This window comes from Leifsonia araucanica, from assembly GCF_051161895.1.
Taxonomy (GTDB): domain Bacteria; phylum Actinomycetota; class Actinomycetes; order Actinomycetales; family Microbacteriaceae; genus Leifsonia.
The window spans coordinates 16,587-34,826 of the sequence record NZ_JBMBTW010000003.1 but is presented as its reverse complement, the minus strand read 5'-3'; the positions used below and the strand labels follow the sequence as shown (position 1 = coordinate 34,826).

At 65.7% G+C, this 18,240-nt stretch carries 24 protein-coding genes and 1 riboswitch; of the genes, 15 read left to right on the top strand and 9 right to left on the bottom strand.

Features of this window, described 5'->3' with window-relative positions; genetic code table 11:
* Positions 1-241 precede the first annotated feature (241 nt).
* The 5 genes from ACN6M5_RS19240 to ACN6M5_RS19220 are packed head-to-tail and all read right to left on the bottom strand — an operon-like array spanning position 242 to position 3,719.
* Positions 242-1,144: a dihydrodipicolinate synthase family protein gene (locus ACN6M5_RS19240; protein ID WP_434952549.1), complete on the bottom strand. Its 903-nt coding sequence runs from the start codon at positions 1,142-1,144 to the stop codon at positions 242-244.
* A complete protein-coding gene (locus ACN6M5_RS19235; protein ID WP_434952547.1) occupies positions 1,141-1,506 on the bottom strand; it encodes an antibiotic biosynthesis monooxygenase family protein in 366 nt (121 codons plus the stop codon). Before ACN6M5_RS19235 ends, ACN6M5_RS19240 begins: the two co-directional genes overlap by 4 nt.
* Complete coding sequence (locus tag ACN6M5_RS19230) at positions 1,503-2,405, bottom strand: EamA family transporter (RefSeq protein WP_434952545.1); 903 nt, start codon at positions 2,403-2,405, stop codon at positions 1,503-1,505. The genes ACN6M5_RS19235 and ACN6M5_RS19230 overlap by 4 nt, the downstream gene beginning before the upstream one ends.
* Positions 2,402-3,121, bottom strand: a complete 720-nt coding sequence (locus tag ACN6M5_RS19225) for a B3/B4 domain-containing protein (protein ID WP_434952543.1) — start codon at positions 3,119-3,121, stop codon at positions 2,402-2,404. Before ACN6M5_RS19225 ends, ACN6M5_RS19230 begins: the two co-directional genes overlap by 4 nt.
* Positions 3,114-3,719 carry a helix-turn-helix domain-containing protein gene (locus ACN6M5_RS19220; RefSeq protein WP_434952541.1) on the bottom strand — a complete coding sequence of 202 codons (606 nt, stop codon included), beginning with the start codon at positions 3,717-3,719 and terminating at the stop codon, positions 3,114-3,116. The genes ACN6M5_RS19225 and ACN6M5_RS19220 overlap by 8 nt, the downstream gene beginning before the upstream one ends.
* A 67-nt stretch (positions 3,720-3,786) precedes the next feature.
* Positions 3,787-3,853: riboswitch (guanidine-III (ykkC-III) riboswitch) on the top strand.
* A gap of 14 nt (positions 3,854-3,867) precedes the next feature.
* On the opposite strand from ACN6M5_RS19220, the gene ACN6M5_RS19215 reads away from it, so the two are divergent.
* The 12 genes from ACN6M5_RS19215 (at position 3,868) to ACN6M5_RS19160 (ending at position 9,537) form a co-directional block, all read left to right on the top strand.
* The gene (locus ACN6M5_RS19215; protein WP_434952539.1) at positions 3,868-4,182 is read left to right on the top strand and encodes a DMT family transporter; all 315 of its coding nucleotides are present in this window, start codon (positions 3,868-3,870) and stop codon (positions 4,180-4,182) included.
* A 28-nt stretch (positions 4,183-4,210) separates the two neighbouring features.
* A complete protein-coding gene (locus ACN6M5_RS19210) occupies positions 4,211-4,543 on the top strand; it encodes a DMT family transporter (protein WP_434952537.1) in 333 nt (110 codons plus the stop codon).
* 499 nt (positions 4,544-5,042) lie between these two features.
* The gene (locus ACN6M5_RS19205) at positions 5,043-5,714 is read left to right on the top strand and encodes a hypothetical protein (RefSeq protein ID WP_434952535.1); all 672 of its coding nucleotides are present in this window, start codon (positions 5,043-5,045) and stop codon (positions 5,712-5,714) included.
* 5 nt (positions 5,715-5,719) lie between these two features.
* Positions 5,720-5,908 carry a hypothetical protein gene (locus tag ACN6M5_RS19200; RefSeq protein ID WP_434952533.1) on the top strand — a complete coding sequence of 63 codons (189 nt, stop codon included), beginning with the start codon at positions 5,720-5,722 and terminating at the stop codon, positions 5,906-5,908.
* Between the two features lie 74 nt (positions 5,909-5,982).
* Entirely contained in the window at positions 5,983-6,285 is a 303-nt protein-coding gene (locus tag ACN6M5_RS19195) for a hypothetical protein (protein ID WP_434952531.1), read from the top strand.
* Positions 6,282-6,665, top strand: a complete 384-nt coding sequence (locus ACN6M5_RS19190; RefSeq protein WP_434952529.1) for a hypothetical protein — start codon at positions 6,282-6,284, stop codon at positions 6,663-6,665. The genes ACN6M5_RS19195 and ACN6M5_RS19190 overlap by 4 nt, the downstream gene beginning before the upstream one ends.
* A gap of 103 nt (positions 6,666-6,768) precedes the next feature.
* Positions 6,769-7,434: an AAA family ATPase gene (locus ACN6M5_RS19185; RefSeq protein ID WP_434952527.1), complete on the top strand. Its 666-nt coding sequence runs from the start codon at positions 6,769-6,771 to the stop codon at positions 7,432-7,434.
* Entirely contained in the window at positions 7,434-7,706 is a 273-nt protein-coding gene (locus ACN6M5_RS19180; protein ID WP_434952525.1) for a hypothetical protein, read from the top strand. The genes ACN6M5_RS19185 and ACN6M5_RS19180 overlap by 1 nt, the downstream gene beginning before the upstream one ends.
* Positions 7,707-7,776: 70 nt before the next feature.
* Positions 7,777-8,286, top strand: coding sequence for a hypothetical protein (locus tag ACN6M5_RS19175; protein WP_434952523.1), 510 nt, complete (start codon positions 7,777-7,779; stop codon positions 8,284-8,286).
* Between the two features lie 310 nt (positions 8,287-8,596).
* Positions 8,597-8,803 carry a type II toxin-antitoxin system HicA family toxin gene (locus ACN6M5_RS19170; protein WP_434952521.1) on the top strand — a complete coding sequence of 69 codons (207 nt, stop codon included), beginning with the start codon at positions 8,597-8,599 and terminating at the stop codon, positions 8,801-8,803.
* A 116-nt stretch (positions 8,804-8,919) separates the two neighbouring features.
* Positions 8,920-9,324 carry an antitoxin HicB gene (locus ACN6M5_RS19165; protein WP_434952519.1) on the top strand — a complete coding sequence of 135 codons (405 nt, stop codon included), beginning with the start codon at positions 8,920-8,922 and terminating at the stop codon, positions 9,322-9,324.
* 42 nt (positions 9,325-9,366) lie between these two features.
* On the top strand, positions 9,367-9,537 hold the full coding sequence (locus tag ACN6M5_RS19160; protein ID WP_434952517.1) for a hypothetical protein: 171 nt from the start codon (positions 9,367-9,369) through the stop codon (positions 9,535-9,537).
* 105 nt (positions 9,538-9,642) lie between these two features.
* Here ACN6M5_RS19160 and ACN6M5_RS19155 read toward each other — a convergent pair whose 3' ends face one another.
* Both ACN6M5_RS19155 and ACN6M5_RS19150 read right to left on the bottom strand, forming a co-directional pair.
* Positions 9,643-9,792, bottom strand: a complete 150-nt coding sequence (locus ACN6M5_RS19155; RefSeq protein WP_434952516.1) for a hypothetical protein — start codon at positions 9,790-9,792, stop codon at positions 9,643-9,645.
* Positions 9,793-9,794: 2 nt separating this feature from the next.
* Entirely contained in the window at positions 9,795-11,306 is a 1,512-nt protein-coding gene (locus tag ACN6M5_RS19150) for a helix-turn-helix transcriptional regulator (RefSeq protein WP_434952514.1), read from the bottom strand.
* A gap of 371 nt (positions 11,307-11,677) precedes the next feature.
* Here ACN6M5_RS19150 and ACN6M5_RS19145 point away from each other — a divergent pair, with 371 nt between their 5' ends.
* From ACN6M5_RS19145 to ACN6M5_RS19135, 3 genes are all read left to right on the top strand, one after another.
* A complete protein-coding gene (locus tag ACN6M5_RS19145) occupies positions 11,678-15,994 on the top strand; it encodes a COG1361 S-layer family protein (protein WP_434952512.1) in 4,317 nt (1,438 codons plus the stop codon).
* Between the two features lie 67 nt (positions 15,995-16,061).
* Complete coding sequence (locus ACN6M5_RS19140) at positions 16,062-16,493, top strand: hypothetical protein (RefSeq protein WP_434952510.1); 432 nt, start codon at positions 16,062-16,064, stop codon at positions 16,491-16,493.
* Positions 16,494-16,637: 144 nt separating this feature from the next.
* Complete coding sequence (locus ACN6M5_RS19135) at positions 16,638-17,228, top strand: hypothetical protein (RefSeq protein ID WP_434952508.1); 591 nt, start codon at positions 16,638-16,640, stop codon at positions 17,226-17,228.
* Between the two features lie 90 nt (positions 17,229-17,318).
* Here ACN6M5_RS19135 and ACN6M5_RS19130 read toward each other — a convergent pair whose 3' ends face one another.
* Positions 17,319-17,576 carry a hypothetical protein gene (locus ACN6M5_RS19130; RefSeq protein WP_434952506.1) on the bottom strand — a complete coding sequence of 86 codons (258 nt, stop codon included), beginning with the start codon at positions 17,574-17,576 and terminating at the stop codon, positions 17,319-17,321.
* 177 nt (positions 17,577-17,753) lie between these two features.
* Positions 17,754-18,128: a MarR family transcriptional regulator gene (locus ACN6M5_RS19125; protein WP_434952504.1), complete on the bottom strand. Its 375-nt coding sequence runs from the start codon at positions 18,126-18,128 to the stop codon at positions 17,754-17,756.
* Positions 18,129-18,240: the final 112 nt, after the last annotated feature.

Sequence of the window (18,240 nt, the reverse complement as noted above, 5' to 3'; positions counted from 1 at the left end):
AATCCACCCGATGACTCCTGCGACCAGCAGCAGACCAGCGATTTCGGCACCCGTGCCCGTGCACCAACGGCCACCAGCGCCACAGCTGCTGACAGCGGTGCCCAGATGACTTTTCGTCTCCGCCTGCGAGCGGCACGATCGCTACCACGGCGCCCATCTGCCGAGCGGACGAGGGTGGCAGCGAGGACGTAGCGCGCCAGTGCGCCGCACCGCCCGAGGCCGCCGCACCAGCGCAAACGCGTCAGTCAAGGCCGAGTTCGCCCAGGGTGTCCGTGATCCGGGCGCGGTCGTCCGGGGAAACCGGTTGGATGGGCCGCGGCAGGCATCCGAAGGGGGCGAGGCCGAGTTGCTCGGCGATGACGCCCACGACGCGCAGGCTGCCGCCGAATTCTGCGAACAGCTCCCAGATTGGTGCAAGGCGTTCGGATTCCGCGACGGCGTCCGCGGTCCGGCCTGCCTGGGCGGCGCGTGTGATCGCCAGGGCCGGTTCGGGCAGGATTCCGCCGAGGACCGAATACCAGGCGTCACAGCCGGCGATGAGGCCGGTGGCCGCGGAGGCGTCACCGGACACGCCGATGGTGACGTCGTCGGGGATGACCGTGCGGATGGCAGCGATGTGCTGGCGAGCTGCCTCTGGTTCGGCGGGGACGCCAGGGATCTTGATGGACGCCACTCCGGGGAGTTCGGCGATGCGCGCGTAGAGCTCGTTGGTGAACGCGAATCGGGTCGTGCCGGGATTGTCGTAGACGATGATCGGCACGTCGGCGTGCTCGCTGACGACCCGGAAGAGCTCGTAGACATCGTCGTGCGTCAGCGGCTGGTAGGTCACCGGAGCCAGGAGCAGTCCTGCAGCCCCGGCGGCCTGAGCGGATTCGACGTTGGTGAGGACGTGAGAGCTGCGCAATGCTCCGACACCGACGAACACGGGGGTGTTTCCGGCATGCTCGACTGCGAGTCGTGCGACGGTGGCACGCTCGCTGGCCGTGAGGTACGCGTAGGAGCCGGTCGAGCCCAGGGCGGTGATCGAGTCGACGCCGGACGCGGCCAGCCGGTCGACGAGTCCTGCGAATGCGGCTTCGTCGACGACATCGTCCCTCAGCGGGGTCAGCGGGAAGGCGGACAAGCCTGAGAACTCGTTCGTCACTTCTCCTGCTGTCCGGGGCGGTGCTCGAGGCCGAGCAGCGGGTTGCCGTAGACGCTCTTCACCTCGGCGATCACGACTCGGTATTCGCCGAGCCATTCGTCGTGGCGTCCCTTTGCGATCTGGTGGGTGTCCATGCCGACGAGCTGGTGCAGGGCCTCCAGGTCGGTCCAGTAGTAGACCTCCGAGTGCAGGCCGGTCTCTATGTTGTGCCAGGCCTCTTCGCCGAGGAAGCCGGGGATCGCGCGGGCGCGCTCGGCGATCTCGTCGTTAATGCGATGGAAGTCGTCGTCGAGGTCGCCGATCTCGAAGATGAACGTCGAGGTGTACTTCGGCTGGACGGTGGCTTCTGGTCGCGCGTTCACGTGGTCTCCTTCGTTGTTGAAGAGGGCAGATCGGTGGTGACAGGAGCATCCCGTCTCCCGCCGTGTTGAGCGGCTGCACCGGCGGCCACCACGATCGCGACGCCGACGATCTGGAGCACCGAGGGTGTCTGGGCGAGGACGAGCAGGCCGATGATGGTGCCGAACGCGGGCTCGATGGACAGCAGGGTGCCGAATGCAGTGTGGGTCATGCGGCGCAGGGCCAGCATCTCTAGGCCGAACGCGATCACCGGGGTGATCAGCGCGATCCCCGCCGCAGCAGGGAGCACCCACCAGGTGAACTGGCCCCCGAGGACCTGAGGCAAGCCGACTGGCAACGTGGCCAGCGCGGCGACCGGAATCGTGAGCGAGAGGCCGCTGATGCCGGAGAAGCGGTCTCCGACATGTTGGGTAAGCAGGTTGTAGAGGCCCCAGCAGGTCCCGGCCGCCAGCGCGAAGCCGACGCCGACGAGGTCGACGCTTGCTTGCCAGGGCTCGGTGAGCAGCAGTACACCGACAAATGCGAACAGGGGCCACACCAGGGCTCGGCGTCGCTTGCTCATGATGCCGGCGACGGTGAGGGGGCCGAGGAACTCGATGGCGACGGCTGTTCCGAGTGGGATGCGCTCGACGGCGGAGAGGAAGAACGTCGTCATGAAGCCGGTCACCACACCGAGCGCCAGCAGCGCGGGAAGCTCGGTGCGGTGCAGAGAACGGATCGCGGGCCGGGCGATGAGCCAGAGGAAGACCGCGCCGAAGCACATGCGCAGCCACGCCGTCCCGGCGGGGCCGACCTGGTCGATGACGGGCACGGACAGGGCATTGGAGAGCTGAACAGCGAGCATCGCCGCGATCGCCATCATCCACGGCGGCAACCCCAGGACGGAGCGACGGCTGTTCACGGTGTCACGATCAGTCGGTGTGAGGCGCGGACGTCCGAGCCGAACGCGGAGAGCGCCTCCAGCAACGCGACACCCGCCTCGGCCAACTCGCGGTCGGTCACGGGAGCGAGTGCATCCAGGATGAAGACCGCTGTCCGGGTCTGATCGGTGAGGGCCGTGCGGCGGCCTTGTCGCCAGTTCCAGCGGCGGCACGTCACACCCGCATCGTCGGCCCAGACGACCTCACCGGGTTCGGGATGCTCGACCACCGGTTGTCCGTCGGAGACCGTGTCGAACGTCTCGGTACCGGTGGCACGGATGAGCTGAGCGGGTCCGTCGTATCGGTCGAAGTCTTCGCCGCCGAGGGGGATCTGGTGCAGCACGGAGATCGCGTTGTAGACGTCCGTCAGGGCGTTGACTCGCGGGAGACCCTGCTCAGCGCGGCGGGTGAGCGCTTCCAGGCTGCTGCGGGTGCGCTGCGGCTTCGCGCCGAACGATCGGTATGCCTCGCGCCATGCGGCGATGTGCGGCAGGTGGTCGACGGGCGAGCTGGCGATCAGGGTGCGGGCGTGGGACTCGGCGCGTTCGATCAACGCATCGGTCGACGCGTGGCTGGCCTCCAGTTCGAGTCCGCTCACGACGAGAAGGAGAGCCTGGTAGTCGGGGCGTAGTTCGTGGACAGCATGGTCGACCGTGCAGGCAGCAAGGAACTCTTCGGTGGCGCTGGTCTCACGCATCAGGGGCCCGCGTCCGGTGCGCCTGTCCGACTCCCGGTTCGTATACGCAGAGCGCGAATCGCGCGGATACGTCATTCGGATTGGAATAGGAGTGATCGTGATCGCCGAAGAAGGTCAAGGCGTCACCTACCCCCAGAGTGTGGGTTTCCCCGCCGACCTCGACGATGATCGCCCCCTCCAAGACCTGGAGCAGCTCGCGCGTGCCGGAGGTATGAGCCTCGCTCGCGTGGCGGTCCCCCGGCGCCAGCGTCCAATCCCAAAGCTCCACGACGTCCGGCGGCTCGGTGCCGGCTACGAGCGCCCCGCGGCCGCCATGCTCGCCGGTCCACAGCGCCGCCCCGTCGCCCGCTCGAGTCACCTTCGCCGTGTTCCGTACCGGCGGCTCGACGAGCGCGGGCAGGCCCACCCCGAGCGCGTCGGAAAGTCGCAGGAGAGTGCCCACGCTCGGATTCACGGAGCCCTGCTCGACGTTAACCACCATGCGACGGCTCACTTGGGCCTGTGCAGCGAGCTGGTCGAGCGTCCACCCACGGGCGTTGCGCTCGTGCTTCACCCGGGCGCCGATCGCCAGCGCTAGATTCTCAGCACTCGTTTCCATCAGTGCAGCATACTGCACTCGTAGGGCATCGATTTGGTTCCAGTGCCCTCAACCAGTTAGCGTGAATGCGAGGTTCTGCGATCGAACCTGCGGACGAGGGAGCAGTACCCGCACCACGACAAGACTGACTCGAAGGAGTTGTCACGTCGTGTACTGGGTGATCCTTGTCGTCTCCGGCATGCTCGAGGCCGTCTGGGCCTCAGCACTCTCGGCCTCCAACGGCTTCCGTCGTCTGTGGCCGTCCGTCCTGTTCGTCGTGTCGGTCGTCGCGAGCATGGGCGGACTCGCGATCGCCATGTCCGCCATCCCGACCGGCACCGCCTACGCCGTGTGGGTCGGCATCGGCGCGACGCTCACCGTTGTCTGGGCGCTCGTGACGAAGAAGGAGCGCCTCACCGCCGGGGGCATCTGCTTCCTCGCCCTCCTCGTCGTCTCCGTCATCGGTCTCAAGGTGGTGAGCTGATGCCCTGGCTGATCTGATCGTCAGTGCGGTGTTCGAAGCGGTCTGGGCTACTGCTCTCGGGCACTCGAAGGGTCTGACCGAACCCATCCCCGTCGCCGTCTTCGCCGTCGGTCTCCTCATCAGTATGTTCGGACTCGGCTGGGCCGCGAAGTCGATCCCGATGGGCACGGCATATTCGGTGTGGGTGGGTATCGGTGCGGCTCTCACCGTCGGCTTCGCGCTCATAGCCGGAGAAGAACCGTTCTCGCTGCTGCGGCTGGTGTTCATACTCGGGATCGTCGCGGCCGTAGTGGGGCTGAAGCTCATCTCCGGCCGCCAGACGCCAACACCAGGAAGCGAGCGAACGGCTGGGCAAGAATAGCTTGCGACTCGATGTGTCAACGGTGCGCGATCAGCTGGCTTGCGCACAACCTGCCCACGGATGAACGGATTCGGACAAGTTCTGCGGGATCTCATGTGAATTACTGATTTGGCCCTGATCGGTGACTTGCCCGAAGCCGCGTCTTTCCGACTCTTCGGGAATCCACGTGTCGAAGGCCACCAGCGCGTGCCATGCGGTCGTCACGGACGGAGCCGCACCGACCACACACCGAGGAAAGCGGAGCCGCCTTCGGCGGCGCAGTAGACGGGCACGCGGCCCTCGTTTTATTGCCGGAAGCCTGCGGCGATTGTACGGTCGGCGCGCTCCGCGCAACCCCCTGCGGGGGCCCGCTCCCCCGAGACTTTCCGCACGCGGTCGCTACGCTCCCTCACATCGTGCGGAAACTCTCTCCCCGCGGCCCTTCGGGTTGCACTCCACCCGCTCTCCCTGAACGGCACTACGTGCCTTCCGGCAAGAAAACGAGTTGGGAGAAGAAGCCATGACCAAGACCACGCAGACCGCATCCATTACCGCCGTGCTCGTCGACGCGATTGAGAGCACCTGGCACGCGATCCAAGAGCGTCACCCGGACGTGCCCGAGGTCGTCGTTACGATCGGTTCCGGCAGTGCCGCAAAGGGCTTGAAGCTCGGACATTTCGCCGCCGATCGGTGGGTCCGTGGCACCGAGCGAGTGCACGAGCTCTTCGTGGGCGGAGAAGGCTTGAAGAACGGCGGCCGCGACCTGCTGGGCACGCTGCTGCACGAGGCCGCACACGGAGCGGCGCAGGTCCGCGGGATCAAGGACACCAGCCGCCAGGGCCGTTTTCACAACACGAAGTTTCAGGCGATCGGGAAGGAGTTCGGCCTCCGCCTCTCACACAACAACACCCAGGGATGGAGCGAAACGGCAGTGCCCGACGCCACCCTCAGCGCCTACGGCGACCAGGTGGCACAGCTGGACGCTGCCCTCGTCGCGTACCGGATCACCGAGACGATCGGCGGCGGCCGCAAGTCCAACAACAACGGCGTGAGTGCCCTATGCGACTGCGCTCGGAAGATCCGAGTATCCAAAGCGGTGTACGAAGGCGGCCCCATCCTCTGCGGACTCTGCGGCACGGAATTCCGCGCCGATGACGACGAGCTGACCGACGACGACCGCGTGGAAGGGTGACCGCCATGCGGGCGATCGCAGCCCTCGCGTTCCTGGCGCTGCTGGGCGGCTTCGCCGCCCAGCGTGCGGCCCGGTTCCTGAGCCGACGACACATTGGCCCGACCACCGTCCTACAGCGCGTCAGGAGGGCCGGCGCGCTCTGCACGCTCGTCAGCACTCCCCTGCTCGTGCTCGCCCTTGCCGTCAGCCTCTAGAAATACTTCTATACTCATTTACTGCAAACTACTTTTGAGTAGACAGCTTGCTATTTTTGGACTACAATAATAATATGGCCCCGACGAGATGGACGAGCAGCGCAGACAAGCACCTGATTGCCCGCGCTGACACGCTCAACGCCATGAGAAGCGCCGTCGTCTACGTGCAGGACTTCGACCAGGCCCGCGTCCCGGGGCAACCGACCGCGGACCTGTTCATCGGCCCAACACGAGACGGCTCGATAATGCTCGAAGTCTTCGCCCACGTCGACCAGGTGAACAAGGATGCGCTGATCTTTCACTCGATGCCCGTTCGGCAGAAGACGTTAGAACGAGCAAGGCGCATACTCGCAGACAGGAAGGGGCAGCAATCATGACGAAGGACACGGACCCGCTGATCGGGGCGGACGTCTCCCCCGAGGATGACGCCCTCTACGCGGCATGGTCGGAGCAGATCGAAGCCGACGACATTCACACCCCCGACACCGCCCAGGCATTCGAGGGCGACGACGCGCAGCGGGCAGCGCGCGCCCTCCTGGACGAGATTGTCGGAGCGGACGAGCTGGACAAGGCGATCGGCCGCGGCCGGCCCTCGCTGGCGGGAGCCGGCAAGCAGCGCGGCGAATCCCCCAAGGTCCAGGTACGACTCCCCCACGACCTCGACGCCGCCCTCAGGGCCCGTGCGGCGATCGAGCACCGGAAGCCCAGCGAAGTCGCGCGCGAAGCGATCGCGCTCTACCTCCGCAACGCTTCCTAGGCTCACTTACTCAGATACTCACCCGGCGTCTACTCCAATACTCATAGCCAGCAAGGCACTTTTACTCACATCATCATTTGATGAAAAGATGATAGGATAAAGCATGCGAATCGTGGCAGTGCTCAACCAAAAGGGCGGCGTCGGCAAGAGCAACGTGGTGATGAATCTCGCCGCCGTAACAGCGGATCACTCGCGGGTGCTCGTCGTGGATACCGACCACCTGCAACGAACCGCGAGCGACTGGGCCGAGACGGCGGAGAAGAACGAGCGCCCGTTGCCGTTCGACTTCACCGACGAGGGCGACCCGGCGTTGCTCGCGCGGATGCGCGAGGCCGGCGCCTACGACACGATCTTTGTTGACACGCCTGGCAGCCTCTACGAGAGCGACTTGCTGGCCGCGGTACTCGACTCAGCGGACTTCGTGGTCCTGCCGATGGAGCCCCAGCCAGCCAGCGTGAAGCCCATCCTTCGAACGATCAAGTCATTCGTGGAACCACGAAACCTGCCATACCGGGTGCTGCTCAGTCGCGTGAAGCGCGACGCTGCGGGGGAGCGGCGCAGGGACGACGCGATCGCCGGGCTCGACGCGATGGGCATTCCGCGCTTCAACAGCGTGATCCGGGACTACGTGGCGCACTCCGATGCGCCGATGACTGGCGACGTCGTGACGACGTACCCAACGACCCGCAACACGTCCCTTGCGATCGACGACTTCAAGTCACTGGCGCTGGAAATGACGACCATCTGGGCAAACGGAGGAAGCAAATAATGGCGAAAGCAAATCTGGCCGACATGATCGGCAGCAGCAGCGATGTGCAGGCCGTACCGCCGAAGCAGCCGGCTGCTGCACCGGCCCCTGCGCCGACCGCGGCAACACCCGGGCCCCAGGGCTCAACAGCGGCCGCCGAGGCGGTCGAGGATGCTCGAATCAACTTCATGATCCCGCGCGAGCTGCGCCAGAAGTTCAAGGCGTGGGCCGCTCAGAATGACACCAGCATCAAAGACGAGCTGACCCGTCACATTCGCTCCCTCGTCGACTAGGGCGCGCGGAACTCAGATACTCATAGCTTCATTTGAGTGTCTACTAGCGCAACACCGGGGGGAGGATCTGATGCGCACGAAGTACACGCCAGTGGAAATCATCGCCGGGGGAGTGGCCGATACGCGCGAGACCTTCGCCGAGCTGTACGTCGAGCTGCACGAGCTTCGGCAGGAGGCGGCCGCCTACTACTACAGGGCGTTCGTCGACACGGACGATGGAGCCGAGCCCGTCGCGCCGAGCTTTCACCCAGCACCTCCGGGATTCGGCGGCAACGAGCTGGCCCGGCCGGCGCGCCGCGTCGACCTCACGCGCCTCACAGATGCGGGGCTCACTCTTTACGTGTTCGGCGTCCAGAGTGCCTTGGCTGAGCGGGAGGAACTGGTGCGGCAGATCGAGGCCGCGCAGCACGATCTAGAGCGCATGCTGATTGCGATGGACGGGACGATTGCCGACGTCGTGAGTGGTCTCCTACGCCGACCAGCTGCACTCGATCGGCGCACGAGTGCTCCGCCCGAAGCGTCCCAGCTGGAACCTTGGGATGTTCCGGTCCGCCAGCCCGGCACGGAGAACTATCTATGAGTCTTTACTGCAATACTCATTGCTTCATCCTAAGCAAAGAGCCGCCTCGAGTCGTTGACACGTACGTGTCAACTGGCGCCGGCCTTTCTTTGCTGCACCGTCTGGGGGTGACCGGCCAGATGCACACCTCCCGCTGCCCGCGCTGCAACACCTCCGACGCTTACCCGGCAATCACCACCGATGACGGCGAAGTCAGGTTCGTCCTGATCTGCGCGTACTGCGGGACCCGCCGACCATTCCCCGCACCACCAACGACAGAAAATGACTAGCCCCTCTTGACTTGTACGACAAGGGGGGATAGTCTATAGTCATGGTGAAGGAAGTGAAGCAGCGCGAGGTCGAGCGGTTTCTTGAGGCTAGTGGGTGGAAGCTGGCGCGCACGACGGGCGGCCACAATGTGTGGAAGTCCCCGGACGGGTCGCAGTCGCTCGCGATCCCGCGGCACGGCACCGTGACCAAGGGTGTCGTCCGGCAGATCATCAAGGCCCAGCCGGGAGCCCCGGAAAGCTGGAACTAGCGCAGCACTTCCAGCACTGCCCGCGGCTCACGCCGCACGGATGGACCAGGGGAAGGACCCCTGGCCGGCCCGGGGGAGGGACCCCCTGAGGCTGGATGAGGGGAAGGACCCCCGATATGACGACGACAGAACAGACTCAAACCGATCAGCGCACCTTCGACGCGATCGCCAGCCGTGAGGGCCGCTGGTGGCTCGTGCGCGTTCCCGCGCTCGATGCCGTCACCCAGGCCCGCTCCATCAAGGAGATTCCGGTCATGGCTACCGATCTTGCCGCTGCGCTTCTCGACGTCGAACCCGATGAGGTGACCGTGAACGTCACCTTCGAGCTTCCCGAGACAGTGGCGACCACCTGGGCCGAAGCGGAAGCGCTACGCGCCCAGGCCGACGAGGCCGAAGAACGCGCCGCAGCACTTCGCCGCGCCGCGGTGCGTGCTCTCCTCTCCGAGGAGCACATGAGCCAGGCCGACGCCGGCGCCGTCCTCGGCCTCTCGAAACAGCGCGTCCAGCAGCTCGCCTCCTGAGGCGAGCACTCCAACACCGACCGACAATGGCAGACTTCGCGCATGTCCGCGATCACAAAGCAATGTCCGCAGGGTGAATACACAATGACGGCCGAGTCCGACGAAGGCCCCGCACGGACCTTCGCCGGTAATTGGCACTGGCAATGCGAGCTGCACGGGTACGAGGGGCAGCTGAGCGCGGAAGAAATCCAGCGTTGGGGTCTGCCCGACTGAACCCTGATGAGCCGGGCGCGATGTGTAGACACCCGCCACGCGATTAGCTAACGCCTTCCGACAGTATGGGTCCGGCGCTGGTGCGGTGAACGAAGCGAGGAGGCCTCACTCATCGCGGTGCCAATCTCCGTCCACGTCGACGCGGAGCCCGTACGCGTCGAGCACCTGATTGATCGCGTAGAAATTGTTGCCGTCACGGTAGGACGAGAGCAGCTCGTCGCCTCGTCCGGTGATGTGGATCGCGAGCAGGCGCACAATCAGCTGTCGGCCTGTTTGGCGCGTTGGACTGCGGCGGCGCGGGAGTTGACGCCGAGCTTGCGGTATAGGCCTGCTGTGGCGGATTTGAGAGTGTTTGCGCTGATGTACAGCTCGGCGGCGATCTGTTGGAAGGAGAGGCCGCTGACGAGCAGGGCGAGGATCTGCTGTTCGCGTTTCGTGAGCTTCGGAAAATCCGACGCTTCGCCTGCTGCGTGGACTCGGCCGTGGATGGGTTCGTCGGCGTGCTGGGCGATGACGGTGAGAGTGCGAGCGGGGACGAAGGTGTATGCGCTGTACAGCCGTTCCTGGTGGATGATCGCGTTGGCTGCACGGAACAGTTCGGCCGCGGTCGGGTGATGGCCGAGGGCGTGGTGTGACGCGGACGCCAGCAGCAGGGCGGGTGCCTCGACGCGGGGGGCAGCGGTCAAGGTGCGGGCTTCCTCGCTGCGGGCGAGCGTGTCTGTGTAGCGGGCTTCGGAGTACGCGAGCGATGCATCCAGCAGCGGGTCGAGCGCTGTCCCGGTCGGGATGTCCTCACGTAGTTGTTGCCGGAGCCGTGGCCGCGTTCGGGCGAGGCGAGCACGGGCGGCCTTGACGTAGCGGGCATCGGCGCCGCCGAGGTGGACTTCCGGGTGCAGCTCGAGCTCGCGCTCGAGCCGCGCGTCCACGGAGAACGCACCCGGTTTCCCGTGTGCCAGGAGCGCGGACACCCAGAGGGCGGCCGCCCATTGCTCTCCGAGCGGGAGGCCCAGCGCACGACCGAGGTCTACCTCAGCGCTACGATCCTGCCGGTCCTGCTTGAGCAGGGCAGAGGCCAAGAACACGATCACGTCATAGCGGCCGTTGGTGGCCGGCTCCGCGTGAGCGCGCGCCAACCACAAGTCCGCATCGTTGAGGTGACCACGGTCCGCGTGGATCCAGGCGATATGGGCGGCAGCTCTCCGGGCAATGACCGCCTGTCCAGTGAGACGGGCGAGGTCGTAGGCCTCCCGATACTCGGCAATCGCGCCGGATGCATCCGCTGCATCAAGCGTGCGACCCCATTGGAAGCGAAGGTGCGGCAGTGAGCCCACGATCGCGCCACGGTCGGCCGAGCTGATCCGGGAGAGGACGGCTTGAGCTTCCACAACGGTGCGCCGTGCTTCCTCCAGCCTGCCGGCGGTGCGATCGCCGGCGGCCTTGCCGGTGAGCAGGATGAGGGTGTCCAGGGTGGCGGAGGCTTCGGGGTCCGGGTTCGGGGTGAGTCGTCCGTCGTGGAAGAACCGTCGCGGTTCCCCGTCGATGACCACATGCTGCAGGTAGTTGGCGGCCACACTCAAACTGGGCATGTTGACGAACGCTTCACCGGGAAGAGCCTTCAATGCAGCAAGCAGGTGTGTGGGTGCGGCGCTGGCGAACGCGTCCCAATGGCTCTCCACCACCGCAGCGGCCGCCTGCCAGCCGTCGCGTGCGCCCGTCTCAGCCACCAGCGCCGGCAAGTCGGACGGTCTCAGCCGCGGGTCGATGGTCACCGGGTTTGTATCGTCAGATTGCTCTTCAGAGGTCATCGTTCACTCACTGGAATAGCGTGGCAGTTTCACAAAACGGGCACATTTCGTCACCCCGGGAAAAAGCGCATTCCCACCGATGTCACCCGACCGAGGGGCAGATCGCGCGTATTTTGCCCCTCTCCAACCGCGAGCACTGTACCCCGTTTGGGGGTACACCGGTATGGGTTTTTCGTCCTAGAGGGTGGACTTTGCGGAGGAGTCGTGACATCGGCGTGTCGCGGCCGATTAGCTGTGAACTGGCCGAGTGGTCTTTTGCCGCTGATCGATGAGGGGAAACACGCGTGCGCTGGTTGAGAAGAATTGCCCGAGGTGGGGGCGATAACACGCTGACGATGAGATGGCCTGGACGCACGGCTGCGACCACGGTCGTGCTGGCTGTTGTAGCCGCGACGATCAGCGCCGGCTGGGTCTCCATCGGCTCGGCCGAAACCGCCCAAGCAGCGCCCGGGACCCCGGGGACGGCGCAGGCCCCGACCGTCGCGTTCCAGGAGAACTTCGAGAACGGCGTCGGCAACACGCCGGTGGCGCTGACTGCGTATACCGGAGCATCCGGGCAGAAGTACACCGCTGACCCGGCGTGGCTGGCCAACTGCAACGGTCAGGTCCGCAACTTCAACACGCCCTCGACGACGCTCGGCAACTGTCAGATCGAGAACGATTCCGCGCACCTGAACCAGCTGGCCTACGCCCTCGGTGCGCATGCTGGTTCCGCCACCCCCGGCGCCAACCACGCGGTGACGGCCTACACGGAGAACAACCCCGGCGTGAATGCGACGGAGTTCCAGACGGCGACTAACATCCCGCTTGCCTCGTCCTCCGGCCGATTCCTCACTTTCAGTGTCGACACCGCGGCAGTCAACTGCAACGCGTCGGCACCGCTTTACCAGTTCGCGTTCCTGAATCAGGCGGGCACTGCGACCAACGTCGGCGGGCAGCTCAACGCGTGCTCCTCCGGCAAGACCGTGAACGTCCCCGCGAATGGCTCGCTCGGCGCGGCAACGGTGAACGTCGGCACCTACACCTCGAACGGTTCGCTGTTGTTCACCGGATCGACCCTCGGCATCCGGATGCAGAACGCGAACGGGTCCGGCGCCGGTAACGACGCAGCGTTCGACAACATCCGCATCCTCGATGTCACCCCGCAGCTCGATAAGGCGTTCAGCCCGACCGCGGTACAGACGGGCGGTACGTCCACGTTGACGTTCACCGTCACGAACACGAGCGAGCTCGCGTCGAAGGCGGGCTGGGGCTTCACCGATGCCCTTCCGGCGGGGCTGACCCTGGCGAACAGCACTGTGGGCGGCACCTGTAACGCGACGACCACCGCTGTCGCTGGTGCAACTTCCGTCGCGATCACCAACGGCACCCTCGCCGCTGGGCAGACCTCGTGCACCATCACCGTGCAGGTGACCTCTCCCGTTGCGGGCAGCTTCACCAACGGCCCGGACAACGTCACCACGGTGGGCCTGAACGAGCCCGGCACCAGCACCGTCACCTTCTCCGACCCGTCCTACACGGTCTCCAAGACGGCCTCGACCACGGTCGTGAACCCGGGTGGCCTCGTCACCTACACGGTGAACGTGAAGAACACGGGCGCGTGGGCATACACGGCCGCGAAGCCCGCCTCGTTCACCGATGACCTTTCGAAGGTTCTGGATGACGCGACGATCACCTCGGGTCCGAGCAACGGCGCCACGGTCAACGGCAACACGCTGACCTGGTCCGGTCCGCTCGCTGTCGGGGCGACGCAGACCATCACATACACGGTCACGGTCGGCGCCCCCGACCCGGGTGACGGGGTTCTGACGAACGCGGTCGTCCCCGGCGGTGGTGGCACGTGTGACCCGGCAGGTTCGTGCACGACGACCACGACGGTGCAGTCGTTCAGTGTGACCAAGAAGGCTGACAAGACGGATGTCGTGCCCGGTCAGACGATCAACTACACGATCACGGTGAAGAACACGGGCCAGCTCGACTACACGGCCGCCGCTCCGGCATCGTTCACCGATGACCTGACCGCGGTGCTGGATGACGCCACCTACAACAACGACGCGACCAGTGGTGCCACCTACGCGGCTCCGACCCTGTCGTGGTCTGGTGCCCTCGCGGTCGGGCAGAGCGTCACGATCACCTACTCGGTCACCGTCGATGACCCGATCGCGGGCGACTCGCACATTGACAACGCCGTGGTCACGCCTCCGGGAGGCGATTGCCCGGCCGGCTCCACCAACCCGGACTGCATCGTGCTGATCCCGTCGGGGTCGTTCACGGTCGCTAAGACGTCTTCGACCACTGAGGTCACGGCGGGCGGCACGGTCACCTACCAGGTGACGGTGAAGAACACCGGTGTTCGCGACTACACGGCGGCGCTGCCGGCCGGCTTCACGGACGACCTCTCGCGGGTTCTCGATGACGCCACGGTGACGGCGGGACCGGACAACGGGGCGACGATCACCGGGAACACGCTGTCCTGGTCGGGTCCGCTTGCGGTGGGAGCGACGGTCGTCGTTACCTACACGGTCACTGTCAACAACCCCGACACCGGCGACAAGGTCCTGACGAACACGGTCCGCCCGGAGGGTCCTGGCGGTTCCTGTGACCCGGCAGGAGAGTGCACGACGACGACGGACGTGCGTGTGTTCACCGTGTCCAAGACCTCCTCTCCGGCCGGTGCCGTGAAGCAGGGCGACACCGTCACCTACACCGTGACCGTGACCAATGAGGGAACCGCGGACTTCACCGCCGCGAACCCGGCGTCCTTCACCGACGACCTCTCGGCGGTGCTGGATGACGCCACCTACAACGGCGACGCCTCGAACGGTGCTACGTATGTGGCTCCCACTCTGTCGTGGTCTGGTGCTCTGGCGGCCGGCAAGAGCGTGACGGTCACCTACACGGCGACCGTGAACACGCCGGACACCGGCGACCACAAGCTGACCAACGCCGTCGTCCCCGATGGCGGTGGAAGCTGTGTGCCCGGGGAGTGCGCCACGACGAACCCGGTCCAGTCCTACAGCGTCACCAAGACGTCGTCGGCGGCCGGCGAGGTGCACCCGGGCGACACGATCACCTACACGGTGACGGTGACGAACACCGGTCAGGCCGACTACACGGCGGCCGTCCCGGCGACGATCACCGATGACCTGTCGAAGGTCCTCGACGACGCCACCTACGTGGCCGGTTCGGCCACAGCCGGCGCGGTGGTCAGCGGCAACACGCTGACCTGGTCCGGTCCGCTGGCAGTCGGCGCGGTCCAGGCGATCACCTACCAGGTGCTCGTCGGCCCGGCGGGCACCGGTGACGGTGTCCTGACCAACGCCGTCATCGGCGGCGACTGCGACCCGGCCGGGAGTTGCACCACCACCAACCCGGTGCAGGCGTTTAGCGTGACCAAGACGGCCGACAAGACCGAGGTCGTCCCCGGTGACACGGTCACCTACACGATCACCGTAAAGAACACCGGAACCGCGGACTACACCGCCGCGAACCCGGCCTCGTTCTCGGACGACCTGTCGGCGGTGCTGGATGACGCCAGCTACAACAACGACGCCACGGGCGGCGCCACCTACGCCGCCCCGACGCTCTCGTGGTCGGGTGCGCTGGCAGCCGGTGCGACGGTGACGGTCACGTACTCGTTGACCGTCAACGACCCCGCCAGCGGCGACAAGCAGATGGACAACACGGTCGTCACTCCGCCGAACATCGGAGGCGACTGCCCGACTGGCGCCGATAACGCGGCGTGCACCGTGAACATCCCCTCCGGGTCGTTCACGATCACCAAGAGCGCCGACAAGTCCACGGTCGTCCCCGGTGGCACCATCACCTACACGGTCACGGTGACCAACACGGGCAAGGTCGACTACACGGCTGCGAAGCCGGCGTCGTTCACCGACGACCTGACCAACGTGCTGGATGACGCCACCTACAACGGCGACGCCAGTAACGGTGCCACCTACGCGGCCCCGACCCTGGCGTGGTCGGGTGCTCTCGCCGCCGGTCAGACGGTCAAGGTGACCTACTCGGTGACGGTCAACAACCCGAACACCGGTAACCACCACCTGGTGAACGCGGTCATCCCGACCGGCCCGGGCGGAGTATGCGACCCGGCCGGCACCTGCCTGACGAACACCCCGGTGGGCTCGTACACGGTGACCAAGTCGGTCTCCACCACGAACGCCGTAAAGCCCGGCGCCAAGGTCGTGTACACGATCACAGTCGTCAACACCGGCCAGTTCGCCTACACCTCCGCCACGCCCGCGAAGTTCACGGACACCATGACGGACGTGCTGGATGACGCCACCTACAACGGCGACGCCACCCACGGAGCGACGCTGAACGGCAACATCCTCTCCTGGGCGGGCCCGCTCGATGTCGGAGAGACCGTGACGGTGACCTACTCGGTGACCGTCAAGAACCCGGACACCGGTAACGGTCGCCTGATCAACAAGGTCGACCCGCCCGTCGATGGCGGCGGCGCGTGCGACCCGGCCGGCAGCTGCGACACCAACACGCCGATCGTCCCGCCCGCACCGGGAACCGGGCTGGCGTTCACCGGTAGCGACATCGTCGCCCCCGGCATCCTCGCCCTGCTCCTGGTCGGCGCCGGAGCCACCTTCCTGGTGATCCGCCGACGCCGCGCAACCGAGTAACCCGAAACACGATGAGGTGGGCCAGCGGAGACATCCGCTGGCCCACTGATCGTTAGCGGAGAGGACGATGAGCACGGCACTCAACACCGGCGCGCCGCTCAGGGGCAGCCTGGATGATCCGGCACGCACAACACTCCTGCTCGCAGTGCTGTGCGCTTCCAGCGCGGCCGAAACGACCGCCGAAGGCTCAGCGCGCCGCGCCGCATACCGGGTCACCCGACACCTACTCGGAGGAGCAAACCGATTAGGCCTAGCAGCCGACCAGATCGCCGCCGCGCTCGGCGTGAGAACCGACACCGTCCGCACCCGCAGCACCGAGGACGGACTCGTAACGGCAAAGGAGTTCGCTGCACGAGCACCCATCACAGAATCGACCATCGCCACCTGGCAGGCACACGGATGGGTGAACCTCGACGGTCCAGACACAGGCGGAAACATCGGCTACCGGGCCTCCCACCTTCTCGACGCGCTCCTCTCCCACAAGGACGTTGAGGCGTGACCCAGCCCAAACCGAGCCTCGACGGAACCAACCCAAGCCAGGAACCCGCCGCCAGCATGTTCCGGACGCAGACAGAACACGATGCCGAAACCGTCCTCGCGGATTTCCGCAGCGCATCATCGAAATCGCGAATAGGAGCCGGCGGTGGCGACTGAGCAAGATATTCGGCAGATGGCTACACGAGCGCGGCTGCACCTGTCGGGCGATGAGCTCGCCGGTATCGTGACCTTGGTGGACCGAACTGGTAACCTCGCGCCCGAAGCTGAGGTCGTCCGGCAGTTCACCGCGGGCACTCTCACCTCACCGATGCTGACTTTCTTCGTTCCCCGGATGTGGCGGTACCGGGCAGACCATTCGTCCGTTCCGACCGACGTGTGGCGGGCGATGTTCGAGCGTGCGCACTACACCGAGGACATGGTGGTGCGGCGTCGACCTCGCCGGACACGTTTGGCCTATCGTGGCGCTACGGAGCAGAACAAGGAAGGCCTGTCGTGGAGCCTGGACGTTGACCAGGCCCGCTACTTCGCGCGCTTCCGCCAAGCGCCAAAGGTGTCAACAGCGCGCGTGTGGGTGACGAGAATCCCCGCGGACCGTGTCTTCGCACGCTACATGGACGGTTCGGAGAAGGAGCTCACAGCGGACGTCCGAGGACTCCAGATCTATCCCCTCGAAGAGGCCTATCGTTTGTCCAGGCTGCCCTCGTTGTCCCGATCCCCTATCGGGGGCGGGGCCTAGCAGAACTGCTCGCCCACGGAGCCCGGGCGGTCGAGCGCGGTTTCCAGACCGACCTGACAGCGCGGTCGCGCCGTCTCGAGAAATTGACACCTACGCGTCAATCGGGGGACGAGTGTAATCGGCCGAGGTTTTGGGAACCGTGGCGACGTGGCAGAACACCGCACGATCCGGCCACCCTGAGGGATCGACCAGATCGTAGACGTCGAACGCAGCAGCGTTCGCGAACGTTATTGGGATACGAAGTCTGACTGGCGGCTCCTCGAACGGGCGAGGCATGCGCACGGCGCGGTCCCGCACGGTCCTCTCATCGTGGAGAAGGACCGCGACAAAGGTTTGCGATTCGATCATGGGGGCACTCTAAGGAGGCTGGACTCCGGCTGCTAGGCAGTATCCATCTGAGCGGGTCTCACAAGAAGAGGCCACCCGCTTGGCGGGTGGCCTCTTTTTCCAGGGGTCGGGGGAACCAGCTGGTAGCCGACAGAGTAGCAACGCCCAGCAGGGCATCTGCACGTGTCACTCTGAGAATTAGCGAAGCATCCAGGCAACAAACGCCGTCAGGTCGTCGGTGAGAACGTCTCGACGGGCGCTGTAATGCACCGCGCGGCCGTTCCGGTTTTCACCTTCAACGTCCGCAGCGATGTAGCCGAGCGTTTCCAGCTCGCGTAGGGTCACGCGCGCGGTGCTCGGCGTGAGCCCGGTTTCTTCGACCAGATGTGTCCGGGTGGCTCCGGGGTTCTCCAGGAGAAACCGCAGCGTTATTAACCTGGACGTCCCGGAGACAGCTTGATGCACCGCGGCAGCGCGCGGCGGCATTTCGGGGGAGTCGCGGCGTGACGGCATCCCCCCATTGTGCCCGCTGATCGCGACGGTGGCCGATAGCAACCCGTTCAATTTGTCCATGCCTCCACAATGCACTACCTGCTAATTGAACTACTAGGTAGACTGATCGTGCACTGTAGATCGGGGGTTCGTATTACCCTCGAAATGGTCACGGTCTTGTAGGGGGGAGAGT